The sequence below is a fragment of the Sorangium sp. So ce381 genome (assembly GCF_051473845.1).
Lineage (GTDB): Bacteria > Myxococcota_A > Polyangia > Polyangiales > Polyangiaceae > Sorangium > Sorangium atrum.
Map to the genome: position 1 here is coordinate 7102908 of NZ_CP150336.1, position 11622 is coordinate 7114529.

8 protein-coding genes are annotated in these 11622 nt (G+C 72.8%); 5 read left to right on the top strand and 3 right to left on the bottom strand.

What is annotated here, in order from left to right; translation table 11 throughout:
* Window positions 1-79 precede the first annotated feature (79 nt).
* Window positions 80-904, bottom strand: coding sequence for a TetR family transcriptional regulator (locus tag WMF29_RS26475; RefSeq protein WP_437322923.1), 825 nt, complete (start codon window positions 902-904; stop codon window positions 80-82).
* Between the two features lie 267 nt (window positions 905-1171).
* On the opposite strand from WMF29_RS26475, the gene WMF29_RS26480 reads away from it, so the two are divergent.
* Genes WMF29_RS26480 through WMF29_RS26495 form a run of 4 tightly spaced genes read left to right on the top strand, consistent with a single transcriptional unit; the run spans window position 1172 to window position 7998 of the window.
* Window positions 1172-2020, top strand: a complete 849-nt coding sequence (locus WMF29_RS26480) for an urea amidolyase associated protein UAAP1 (RefSeq protein ID WP_437322924.1) — start codon at window positions 1172-1174, stop codon at window positions 2018-2020.
* Window positions 2017-2691 (top strand): urea amidolyase associated protein UAAP2, encoded by a 675-nt coding sequence (locus WMF29_RS26485; protein WP_437322925.1) that lies wholly within the window; start codon window positions 2017-2019, stop codon window positions 2689-2691. Before WMF29_RS26480 ends, WMF29_RS26485 begins: the two co-directional genes overlap by 4 nt.
* Window positions 2688-6440 carry a 5-oxoprolinase/urea amidolyase family protein gene (locus WMF29_RS26490; protein ID WP_437322926.1) on the top strand — a complete coding sequence of 1251 codons (3753 nt, stop codon included), beginning with the start codon at window positions 2688-2690 and terminating at the stop codon, window positions 6438-6440. Before WMF29_RS26485 ends, WMF29_RS26490 begins: the two co-directional genes overlap by 4 nt.
* Entirely contained in the window at window positions 6433-7998 is a 1566-nt protein-coding gene (locus WMF29_RS26495) for an APC family permease (protein ID WP_437322927.1), read from the top strand. The genes WMF29_RS26490 and WMF29_RS26495 overlap by 8 nt, the downstream gene beginning before the upstream one ends.
* Before the next feature lie 26 nt (window positions 7999-8024).
* Here WMF29_RS26495 and WMF29_RS26500 read toward each other — a convergent pair whose 3' ends face one another.
* Both WMF29_RS26500 and ssuD read right to left on the bottom strand, forming a co-directional pair.
* Window positions 8025-9599, bottom strand: coding sequence for a hypothetical protein (locus WMF29_RS26500; protein ID WP_437322928.1), 1575 nt, complete (start codon window positions 9597-9599; stop codon window positions 8025-8027).
* A gap of 682 nt (window positions 9600-10281) precedes the next feature.
* Window positions 10282-11421: an FMNH2-dependent alkanesulfonate monooxygenase gene (gene ssuD / locus WMF29_RS26505; RefSeq protein WP_437322929.1), complete on the bottom strand. Its 1140-nt coding sequence runs from the start codon at window positions 11419-11421 to the stop codon at window positions 10282-10284.
* Between the two features lie 2 nt (window positions 11422-11423).
* On the opposite strand from ssuD, the gene WMF29_RS26510 reads away from it, so the two are divergent.
* Complete coding sequence (locus WMF29_RS26510) at window positions 11424-11591, top strand: hypothetical protein (RefSeq protein ID WP_437322930.1); 168 nt, start codon at window positions 11424-11426, stop codon at window positions 11589-11591.
* Window positions 11592-11622 lie beyond the last annotated feature (31 nt).

Genomic DNA, 11622 nt, shown 5'->3' on the forward strand with positions numbered 1-11622 from the left:
CCTCCCCCTCAACCTGGGTCGGGCCGCCTCAACCTCGGTCGGCTCCCCCCTGCCTGGGTCGGGCCGCCTTCGGGCCGCCTCAACCTCGGTCGGCTCCCCCTGCCTTCCTCCGGAGCGCCGCGAGCCTCGACGGCCGCACCAGCAGCCCGCCGACCGTCTGATCCGCGACGAGCTCCGCGATCTGCTCCGGCGCGTAGCCCACCGCCGCCGGATCGCTGGCCGCGAGCGGATGCACGCGCCCTCCTCCTTCCGGCCGGCACCAGTTCTGCACGCTCTCGTCCTGGGCCAGCACCGTCAGCGCGCACAGGTAGGCGTCCACCTCTCGGAACCTCCCCTCCCCGATCCCGCGCCCCACCATCGCGGCCACCGCCTCGGTCAGCGCGCGCCGCTCGGCCCAGTACGTCGCGAATGCTGTCGGATCCCGCTCGCTGAACCGGTGGATCTCCGTGATCTCCAGGGGAAACCCGCACACGGTCTGCACGTCGAAGCACACGAAGCGCCATAGCTGCACGTCCGCCGTCTCACCGGCCGCCTCGAGGCTCCGCGCGTACGACAGCGGCAGCCGGTTCACCTGCTGCAGGATCTCCGCGACGATCAGCTCCTTGCGCCGGAACCAGTAGTACAGCGACGACTGCCGGAGCCCCGCCGCCTGCGCGACCTCCAGCATCGACACCTCGGCGACCCCCCGCTCGGCGAACAGCCGGCCCGCCACCTGCAGAATCTGCTCCCGCGGCGCGAGATCGCTCCGCTGCGGCGCCTTGCGCGGCCGGCCCATGCGGCGCGGGCTCCCCTCGGCCTTCTGCTCGCCTCCGGCGGTCCGCCCCTCCTCCGCCGGCTGCCTTCCTTCGACGCTGTGCCTGGCGTCGGTCTTCGGGGGAGGAGCCATCTCTGTCTTCGTCATCATCGTCGGAGGTGGCCATCGCGCAGCCGCGCAATCGCCACCGCGCCCTCATGCCGCCTCGCCCTCCCGCGCGTCAATCGGCTCCGCGCTCGCCCCCCTGCGCCATCTGCTCATCATCCAATCCACCACCCACACCGCCACCAAGAAAATTCACCACTTCCGGGAAAAAGCGCGCGCGCCCTGCATTTTACCCCCGCGAAACAGCCAGGAAACCCCGGCCCCGGATAGTCGACCCGTAGTTTCGATTCTCTATCGAAAGTGAGGCGGGCGATGTCTGAAACGGCCACAACGTACGCCGCGCGCGAGCACGCGCGCGCCCAGGAAGGCAGCGTCGTCGAGACGCAACCCACCGTGCCGAGCACGTCGATCGGCGATCCGCCGGCGGGCGTCGAAGCGCGCGACGTCCTCTGGGAGGAGACCCTCGGCGCCGGCGGTTACGCGGCGCGCTCGCTCCCTGTCGGCAGCCGGCTCCGGCTCGTCGACCTCGAGGGCGACACCTGCGTCGCCCTCGTGCTCCACCGCGCGGACCGCCCCATCGAGCGGCTCTGCCTCCCCGACACCGTGAAGCTCCAGTGGCAGGCCTATCCCGGCCCCGGCTACCTGCTCCTCTCGGACATGGGGCGCGTGCTCGCCTCCCTCCTCGAGGACACCGCGGGCCGCCACGACACCTTCTGCGGCACCTCGCTCCCGGCCGAGATCGAGTCCCGCCACGGCAGCGACGCCCACGGCGGCGCCCTCCGCTCCGGCCGCGAGCGGCTCCTCCTCGCCCTCGCCAAGCACGGCCTCGCCGAGCGGGACCTGCCCACGGCCATCAACCTCTTCAAGGGCGTCCGCATCGAGGCCGACGGCGCCATCACCTTCCTGCCCGACTCCTCCCGGCCGGGCGCCCACGTGCTGCTCCGCGCCGAGCAGGACGTCCTCGTCAGCGTCGCCGTCGTGCCGCACCGCCTCGACCCGCGCCCGACCTACCGCGCCGGCAAGGTCCGCCTGACCGCGTGGCGCGGCCGCCCCACCGCCGACGACGACCCCGTGCGCAACGCCACCCCCGAGGCGCGCCGCGCCTTCGAGAACACCGCCGAGGAGCTCGCGCTCGGCCTCCGGGCAGGAGGCGCGCGATGAGCCCCGCCGCCACCCCCGGGAAGCCGGTCGCCGCCCTGCGCGACCCCGCCCTCGCCGGGCTGTCCGGCGCCCTCGTCTCCGACGAGATCGTCCCGGCGCGCGCGCCGTGGGCCAGGATCGTCCGCGCCGGCGAGATCCTCCGCGTCATCGACCTCGAGGGCAACCAGGCCGTCGACTTCCTCGCCTACGTCCTCGCCGACACCGCCGAGCGCTACAGCGCCGCCGACACCATCGTCGCCCAGCGCAACATCTTCCTCACCACCGGCGCCCGGCTCCGCTCGAACCGCGGCCGCGTGATGATGACCGTCACCGACGACAGCTGCGGCCGCCACGACACCTCGGGCGGCGCCTGCTCGTGCGAGTCGAACACCGTCCGCTACGGCCACCACACAAAGCACCAGCACGCCTGCGTCGAGAACTTCCTCCTCGCCGCCGCGCCCTACGGCCTCGGCAAGCGCGACCTCGTCGGCAACATCAACTGGTTCATGAACGTGCCCGTCGAGGCCGACGGCACCCTCGGCATCGTCGACGGCCTCTCCGCGCCCGGCAAGCACGTCGACCTCCGGGCCGAGCTCGACCTGCTGCTGCTCGTCTCGAACTGCCCGCAGATCAACAACCCCTGCAACGCGTTCAACCCGACCCCGATCCGCGCGGTGGTGGTGCGGCCATGAGCGCCATGCCCCCGCCCTTCCGCCGCGTCCTCGTCGCCAACCGCGGCGAGATCGCGTGCCGGATCCTCCGCACCCTGAAGCGCCTCGGCGTCGCGTCGGTCGCCGTGTTCTCCGACGCCGACCGCGCCGCCCTCCACGTGCGGCTCGCCGACCACGCCGTCCGCCTCGGCGGCCAGACCCCCGCCGAGAGCTACCTCCGCATCGATGCCGTGCTCGACGCGGCCCGCCGCGCCGGCGCCGACGCGGTCCACCCGGGTTACGGATTCCTGAGTGAATCCGAGAACTTCGCGCGCGCCGTCGAGGACGCGGGCATCGTCTTCATCGGCCCGACGCCGGGCCAGATGGAGGCCTTCGGGAGCAAGCACCGGGCGCGGGAGATCGCCGTCGAGGCGGGCGTGCCGCTCCTGCCGGGGACCGGCGTCCTCCGGGACGCGGACCACGCCGCCGCAGAGGCCGCGGCCATCGGCTACCCCGTGCTGCTCAAGGCGAGCGCCGGGGGCGGCGGCATCGGCATGGCCCGCTGCGACGGGCCGGCGGAGCTCCCCGCGGCGTTCGAGCGGGTCCAGCGCCTCGCCCGCTCGAACTTCGGCTCGGGTGAGGTGTTCCTCGAGCGCTTCCTCGCGGCGCCCCGGCACGTCGAGGTCCAGATCGCCGGCGACGGCCGCGGGAACGTGCTCGTCCTCGGCGATCGCGACTGCTCGGTCCAGCGCCGCAACCAGAAGGTCCTCGAGGAGGCGCCCGCGCCCGACCTGCCGCCGCGGCTGCGCTCCGCCCTCGCGGAGTCGGCCCGCGCCCTCGCCGCGAAGGTCGCCTACCGCAACGTGGGTACGGTCGAGTTCCTCGTCGATCCCGCACGCGCCGAGCACTACTTCCTCGAGGTCAACACGCGCCTCCAGGTCGAGCACGGCGTGACCGAGCTCTGCACCGGCATCGACCTGGTGGAGTGGATGCTGCGCATCGCCGCGGGCGACACCGCGTTCTTCGCGGGCGGCGATCCGGCGCTCCGGGGCCACGCGATCGAGGCCCGCCTCTACGCCGAGGACCCGGCGCGGGGCTTCCTGCCGAGCGCAGGCCTGCTCACCGAGGTGCGCACCCCCGAGGGCGGCGGCGTGCGCGTCGACGGGTGGGTCGAGACCGGCACCGAGGTCTCCGCGCTCTACGATCCGCTGCTGGCCAAGCTCCTCGTGCACCGCGCGGACCGGGCCGCGGCCGTCGCGGCGCTGCGCGGCGCCGTCGAGGAGACCCGCATCGGCGGGATCGAGACCAACCGGGAGTGGGTCGCGGTCGCGCTCGATCACCCCGATTTCCGCGGGGTCCGGCACCACACGGGCACGTTCGCGGCGCTGCCGTTCCGCCCGCCGACGATCGAGGTGACGGCCTCGCCGGGCGCGGTGACGGTGCAGGACTGGCCCGGGCGCCTCGGCCTGTGGTCGGTCGGCGTCCCGCCGAGCGGGCCGATGGACGACCTGTCGTTCCGGCTCGGCAACCGCGTCGTGGGCAACCCCGGCGGCGCCGCGGGGCTCGAGTGCGAGGTGCACGGGCCCACGCTGGTGTTCCACCGGCGCGCCGTCGTGTGCGCCGCGGGCGCCGCGATGCGCGTGCTCGTGAACGGCACCGAGGTTGCGCCGTGGACGCCGGTCGAGGTCGCGCCGGGCGCCACCGTGGCCTGCGGGCCGGTGCGGGGGCCGGGCGCGCGCGCCTACCTGCTCGTCCGCGGCGGCATCGACGTGCCGGCGCACCTCGGCAGCCGCGCAACGTTCACCCTCGGCGGCTTCGGCGGCCACGCCGGCAGGCCGCTCCGCCCCGGCGACGTGCTGCGCCTCGGCGAGGAGGTCGACCCCTCCCTCGACCCCGGGGCGCTGCCGCCCGAGGCCCGGCCGGAAATCGGCAGGTCCTGGGAGCTCGCCGTGCTCGACGGTCCGCACGGCGCGCCGGACTTCCTCACGCGCGACGGGATCGAGCAGCTCTACGAGGCCGAGTGGGAGGTCCACTACCACTCGGCCCGCACCGGCGTCCGCCTCGTCGGGCCCGCGCCGAGATGGGCGCGCACCGACGGCGGCGAGGCCGGGCTGCACCCCTCGAACCTCCACGACAACGCCTACGGGATCGGCGCTGTCGACCTCACCGGCGACATGCCCGTCCTCCTCGGCCCCGACGGCCCGAGCCTGGGCGGGTTTGTGTGTCCGCTCACGGTCGCCGCGGCCGAGCGGTGGAAGCTCGGCCAGCTGAGCGCCGGGGACAAGGTGCGGTTCCGGTCGATCGTGCCCGCGGAGGCCGACGCGCTGGCGCAGCGGTGCGACGCGCTCGTGGCGCTGCGCGGCGGAGCCCCGAAGGAGGCGCCAGCGCCGCTCGCGGCCAGAGCAAACGGCGCAACCACGGTCGCCAACGGCGCAACCACGGTCGCGGCGAGGGCCGCGCTGGCGCCCGCGCCGCCCGCGGGTCCCGCTGCGCCGGCCGCGCCGCGGCGGCCGCGCGGCGAGCCCGTGCTGGGGCGCGTGCCGGCGCGCGACGACCGGCCCGCGGTGGTCTTCCGCCAGAGCGGCGACCGCTACGTGCTCGTCGAGTTCGGCCCGCCGGTGCTCGACATCGACCTGCGCGTGCGCGCGCACCTGCTCATGGCGCGGCTCGAGGAGCTGCGCATCCCCGGCGTCGTCGACCTGACGCCCGGCATCCGCTCGCTCCAGGTGCACGTCGACGGCGCGCGCCTCACCGTGGCCAAGGCCCTCGACCTGCTCCGCGAGGTCGAGGCCGACCTGCCCGCCCAGGACGAGGTCCGGATCCCGAGCCGCGTCGTCCACATGCCCCTCAGCTGGGACGACCCCGCGACGCGCGAGGCGATCGAGCGCTACATGCGCGCGGTCCGCGACGACGCACCCTGGTGCCCGAGCAACCTGGAGTTCATCCGCCGGGTCAACGGGCTGCCGGACATCGCGGCGGTCCAGGAGATCTTCCTCGCGGCGAGCTACCTCGTGCTCGGCCTCGGCGACGTGTACCTCGGCGCGCCGGTCGCGACGCCGATCGATCCGCGCCACCGGATGGTCACGACCAAGTACAACCCGGCGCGCACGTGGACGCCCGAGAACGCCGTCGGCATCGGCGGCGCGTACCTGTGCATCTACGGCATGGAGGGGCCGGGCGGGTACCAGTTCCTCGGCCGCACGGTGCCGGTCTGGAGCCGCCACCGGCCGTTCCGGCAGACCACGCGCGAGCGGCCCTGGCTCCTGCGCTTCTTCGACCAGCTCCGCTTCCACCTCGTGTCGGCGGACGAGCTGCTCGACCTCCGCGCCGACATGGTGGCCGGGCGCGGCGAGGTGCGCATCGAGGAGACCACGTTCGACCTGGGCGAGCACCACCGCTTCCTCGCCGAGAACGCCGGGGCCATCCGCGCGGCGCAGGCGCGGCAGCGGGCGGCGTTCGACGCAGAGCGCGCCCGCTGGGAGGCGGACGGCGAGTTCGACCGCGTGCGCCGCGCCGGCGCCCGGCTCGAAGGCGCGCCGACCGCCGCCGAGGACGCCATCCCGGCCGGGGTGCTGCCGGTCACGGCGCCGCTCACCGCGTGCGTGTGGAAGGTCGACGTGGCCGAAGGGCAGCGCGTCGAGGCGGGCCAGCGCGTGGCCGTGCTCGAGGCGATGAAGATGGAGTTCCCCGTCGTGGCCGACGTGGCCGGAGCGGTCGGCTGGATCGGCTGCCGCCCGGGCCAGATGGTCAGCGCGGGCCAGCCGCTCGTGGGGGTGTCGGCCGATGCGTGACCCGATCTCGACCGCCGCACCGGCATCGGCGTCCGTCGCGGAGGACCGCGGCGACGCCGAGTACCTCGCCCGCCTCGGCTACCGCCAGGAGCTCCGGAGGGACCTGGGCAGCCTGTCCGCCTTCGCAGCGGGCTTCTCGTACGTCTCGATCCTCACGACGGTCTTCCAGCTCTTCGTGATCGGGTACGCCTTCGGCGGGACCCGGTTCTTCTGGACGTGGCCGGTCGTCTTCCTCGGCCAGCTCGCCGTCGCGCTCAACCTCGCCGAGATGGGCTCGCGCTACCCCGTGGCCGGCTCGGTGTACCCGTGGGGGCGCCGCGTCTGGGCCGGCGCCCCGGGGTGGCTCGCAGGCTGGCTGAAGCTCGTCGGCGACGTCGTGAGCGTCGCCGCGGCGGCCATCGCGCTGCAGGCGATCTTGCCAAGCGTTTGGAGCGGGTTCCAGCTCCTTGGAGGCGACCCGTCGCTCACGTCGCGCGACGGCGCCGCGAACGCCGTGCTGCTCGGCGCGGGCCTCATCGTGCTGACGACGGCGATCAACATGGCCGGGGTGAAGGTGATGGCCTGGGTCAACGACGTCGGCGTGATGGCGGAGCTCGGCGGCGTCGCGCTGCTGCTCGTGGCGCTGTTCCTGAGCGCGGTGCGCGGCCCGGGCGTGGTGCTGGAGCCCATCTACGGGCCGCCGTCGTCGCTGGGGACGGGGGCGGCGGGCCTGCTCGCGGCCGCGCTGATGCCGGCGTACGTGCTGTACGGCTTCGACTCGGCCGGCTCGCTGGCCGAGGAGACCCAGAACCCGCGGCGGATCGTGCCAAGGGCGATCCTGAAGGCCGTCGTGGCCTCGGGGGTGGGCGGCGCGCTGCTCCTCCTCGCGGCGCTGATGGCGGCGCCGAGCCTGACCGACGGCCGCCTCGCCACGGAGGGCCTCGCCTACGTGGTCGTCGGCGCGCTCGGCCCCACGCTGGGCAAGGTCTTCCTCGTCGACGTGGCGCTGGCCGTGTGCGTCTGCACGCTGGCGATCCAGACCGGCGCCTCGCGCCTGGCCTTCTCGATGGCGCGGGACAGCGCGCTGCCGTGCGCGCCGGCGCTCTCGCGCGTGTCGCCGCGCACGAAGACGCCCGTCGCCCCGGCGATCGTCGTCGGCGCGCTCGCGTGCGGCATGCTCGTCGTGAACTACGGCGAGGCGCAGCTGTTCGTGCTCATCACGGAGACGGCCGTGCTGCTCGTGAACCTCTCGTACCTGGTCGTGACGGCGGGGATGCTCCTCCGCCGGCTGCGCCGGTGGCCGGGCCTCGCAGGGGCGCCGGCCGGGGTGTTCTCCCTGGGCCGGGCCGGGCTCGCGCTGAACGCCGCGGCCGTGGCCTGGGGGGTCGCGCTCATCGCGAACATCGCCTGGCCGCGACCCGACGGCGCCGAGGCGACGTGGATGGAGTACTTCCCGGTGCTCGGGGTCGCCGCCACGCTCGTGGTCGGGCTCGGCGTGTTCGTCGCGACGCAGCGGCCGGCAGGAGCGCGGGTTGCCATCGGCCAGCCCGGGGAGCGCTCGGCGTCGTTGACCTCCTGAAGCGGGCTGCTCCGGCGGCGAGTGGATCAGGGAGCGGACGTGATGCTGAGCGCGCCCGCGGCGCTGAGCGACGCCTTGTAGTTCCCGGACCCTGGATAGGTGATGCGGAACCCGGCGAGGTTGGGCGAGAGGGTCTTCGTCTCGCCCGACGCCTGCGTGCCGCCGGCCGGCACCCAGTACTGGGTGCACGTATCCGACTGCCCGGCGGTGTGCGTCTGGACGAGCATGCAGACGTCTCCACCGCTCTGGGTCGCGATGGCCGGGCTGACCTGGTACGTGAGCTCGAGGGCATCGCCGACCGCCGTGAGCTCTGTCGCTGCGTTCATCGAGGTCACGCCCGTCGCGCCGCACTTCAGGTACCAGTGACTGGGCGCGTCGGCGCAGGCGGGGATGGGCGTGGCCACCGTGCCGCGGGTCACCTTGACCGTCGCCTCGGACGGCGAGACCCCGAGCAACGAGATGGCCAGGTTCGCGTCGCGATCGACGAACGTATGACCCCAGGGGAGCGCCTCGCGCGAGACGTTCGCGGGATAATGAGCTACGTCGATCGGCACGGAGGGCGTCATGTTGACGATGCGCGTCGGGGTCCCCTCCAGCGTGCCCCGGTGCACGAGGATTCCGCGAGCGACCGGCGAGCCCGCCGTGAACCGCTGGGAGTCGAAGATGCCAAGCGGCTGGCGATACTCGACCTGGTACGTCTCATCCCCGCCGGGGATGGGGACGACGAGCCGCTGCACACCGTCCGAAGGCTCCTCGATCGGCTCGACGCTGACGATGGACGTCCCGCTCGCGCTCACGGTCGCCGTGTTCTCCGGATCGAACCAGCCGAGCAGCGCCTTCTCCGGAGCATTGTAGTGCAGGAACTGCGCCCCCATCGTGCTGAACGAGTCGCCGTACCCTTGCACACAGCTCGTGTTCCCCGGGTTGAGCTGGCCGCTGTTTGCGCACGCAGGCAGGTTGGGTTGCGCGCAGCTCGAGCTCATCGACGCCCAGTTCCCAGAAGCGTCGGCGCAATTCAGCAAATCGGAGTGTCCCAGCCCCAGGTTGTGCCCCAGCTCGTGTGCGAAGGTGCCAGAGTCGGCGGGGCTGTAAAAATAGGTACTGGAGCCCACGGCTGCAGCGCCGTCGGTACAACCCGCCGGCCTCTCGGAGAAAAAGTACATCGTGTGCTGGTAATTGGACTCCACGTAGCCGTCCGCCGTCGCGGCGATCGCCCTGCCCATCGCCGCGTAGGTGGGTCGCAGCGAGCAGCTCGTGGGCGCCGCGTTGATCGTGTACCAGCCGAAATAGTCCCCGTCGGCGTTGACGTGGCCGGTCAGGTTCATCTTCCCGTAGGAGGCTTCATGGAAGAATTTGCTGGTCGAATCCGCGTTGTTGAAGAGGCGGTCCCGCACGTCATTGGCGGTGTAGGTCGGAGTCGGGCTGGTATTGAACCGGATGAAGATCGCCGCGACCTTGCGATCGCCGATGACAGCAGGCTGCTGGACGGCGGAGATCGTCTCGTCCCCGTCCACCTCACCCTCCGTCGCAGCGCCGCAGGCGGAGAGGGCGAGGCAGAGGAGAAGAAGCCCGCTGCGACGGGTGAATGGAACGTTGCGCATTGTACCTCTGTGGTGTCGAAGAGAGCGCGTGGCAGTGCCGGACGCGAGCGTGTGTGGAGTCACGGACTCCAGACCTCGAGCCCACGCGCAGGCTCGGAGCTCACGACGTGACAATCGACCAGGCCGCCGTCGAAGGCAGCGAGCCCGGGGAAAGTCCAGACGCTTCGGAGACGTCAAGCCCCAGCCGCGGACCCCGCGGACCAGGTTCATTGAACCCTCTCCTGGTCACTGGATGCGGCCAGGCCCGGTCGCCCTTCACGAAATCGTAGCAGTCTCGCCGATTCCAGAACGGATCCGCCGCACTGGGTGCGCCGCATTCTCGGCTCGAGCCGCTGGCGCGAATTGTAGTGAAATTGAATTTTCATGACGCTGCACGTCTGCGGGAGGGGGGCCCGACGAGCTCTCCGCCGCCTACCCCTCCCCCGGCGTCTCCTGGGTCTCCAGCCGGATCGCCCCCTCCGAGATCGTGATTCGAGCGGCCCCCGGGTGTTCAAGCTCAGGATCCAGAAGCCCTCCTGGGTTGGCCTGGAGCCACGCTCCGACGAGGACGACGAGAGCGTCAGCGGCGAAGCGCACACCGACGGCGCGAGAGGCCTCGAGCTGGATCGACCGTCCGCTCCCGAGCCTGGAACCTGGGAGGCCTATCTGACGAGGTGATCGTCTCGGGGCGGGATCGGCCGCCTCAGCTCTGCGATCGGTGCGGGACGATGTCGTTGGCGATGATCTCGCCGAACGGCCCCGTGAGGTTCGGGCGGACGCCTGCGGCCCTGCGCTCGACGGGGAGCCGCGGGAAGAGCAGCTCGGCGACCCGGTAGGCCTCTTCGAGGTGCGGATACCCCGACAGGATGAACGTGTCGATCCCGAGCTCCGCATACTCCTGCATGCGGCGCGCGACCGTCTCCGCGTCGCCCACGAGCGCCGTCCCGGCCCCGCCGCGCACGAGCCCGACGCCGGCCCAGAGGTTCGGGCTCACCTCGAGCGCGTCGCGACGCCCCTTGTGCAGCGCCGCCATGCGCCGTTGCCCCTCGGAGTCGAGGCGCCCGAAGGCCTGCTGCGCCGCGGCGATGGTGCTGTCGTCGAGGTGCCGGATCAGGCCGTTCGCGGCGGCCCACGCCGCCTCGGCCGTCTCGCGGACGATGACGTGAAGGCGGATCCCGAAGCGCACCGTGCGCTGCTCCGCGGCCGCACGGCGGCGTATGTCCGCGATCTTCTCGGCCACGGCGGCCGGAGGCTCTCCCCAGGTCAGGTAGACGTCGATGTGGCGCGCCGCGAGCGCGTGCGCCGCGGGCGACGACCCCCCGAAGTAGAGCGGCGGGTGCGGCGCCTGGAGCGGTGGGAAGAGGATCTTCGCGCCCTTCACGCGCAGGTGCTGCCCCGTGAAGTCGACCGTCTCGCCGGCCATGACGCGCCGCCAGATGCCGAGGAACTCGTCGGTGACGACGTAGCGCTCGTCGTGCTTCAGGAAGACGCCATCCCCCTCGGACTCCGCCGGATCGCCGCCGGTCACGACGTTGACGAGCAAGCGGCCGTCGGACAGGCGATCGACCGTGGACGCCATGCGGGCGGCCCACGTGGGCGACACGACGCCCGGCCGCACGGCGACGAGGAAGCGGAGCCTCTGCGTCAACGGGATCATGGCCGACGCGACCGCCCAGGCGTCCTCGCACGATCGCCCGGTGGGGATCAGCACGCCGTGATAGCCGAGGTCGTCGGCGGCCTGCGCAATCTGACGGAGATAAGGGAGCGTGACGGGGCGCGCGCCCTCGGCGGTGCCAAGGTAGCGGCCGTCCCCGTGCGTCGGGAGAAACCAGAAGACGTTCATCGATGGAGAAGCTCCTCGCCCGTGCTTCGCCGGGTCAGGCGCGCGAGAGCACGATCCGCACCGCGCGCCACGGCGCGCTGGGGCCCACGGCGCCAGCGAACCTCGCCGGGCAGGCCGCGGTGCCGCCGCTGCTGCCCCAGCAACACCAATTGCTGATCGATTGCTGCTGAAGCAGCAGTCAGCCGCTCCTCCACGGGTCCC

Bases quoted from the DNA above. Each gene is read 5' to 3' on its own strand.
- WMF29_RS26480 (WP_437322924.1), top strand. From the start codon at position 1,172: ATGTCTGAAACGGCCACAACGTACGCCGCGCGCGAGCACGCGCGCGCC.
- ssuD (WP_437322929.1), bottom strand. From the start codon at position 11,421: ATGAACGTCTTCTGGTTTCTCCCGACGCACGGGGACGGCCGCTACCTT.
- WMF29_RS26485 (WP_437322925.1), top strand. From the start codon at position 2,017: ATGAGCCCCGCCGCCACCCCCGGGAAGCCGGTCGCCGCCCTGCGCGAC.
- WMF29_RS26495 (WP_437322927.1), top strand. From the start codon at position 6,433: ATGCGTGACCCGATCTCGACCGCCGCACCGGCATCGGCGTCCGTCGCG.
- WMF29_RS26510 (WP_437322930.1), top strand. From the start codon at position 11,424: ATGGAGAAGCTCCTCGCCCGTGCTTCGCCGGGTCAGGCGCGCGAGAGC.
- WMF29_RS26490 (WP_437322926.1), top strand. From the start codon at position 2,688: ATGAGCGCCATGCCCCCGCCCTTCCGCCGCGTCCTCGTCGCCAACCGC.
- WMF29_RS26475 (WP_437322923.1), bottom strand. From the start codon at position 904: ATGATGACGAAGACAGAGATGGCTCCTCCCCCGAAGACCGACGCCAGG.
- WMF29_RS26500 (WP_437322928.1), bottom strand. From the start codon at position 9,599: ATGCGCAACGTTCCATTCACCCGTCGCAGCGGGCTTCTTCTCCTCTGC.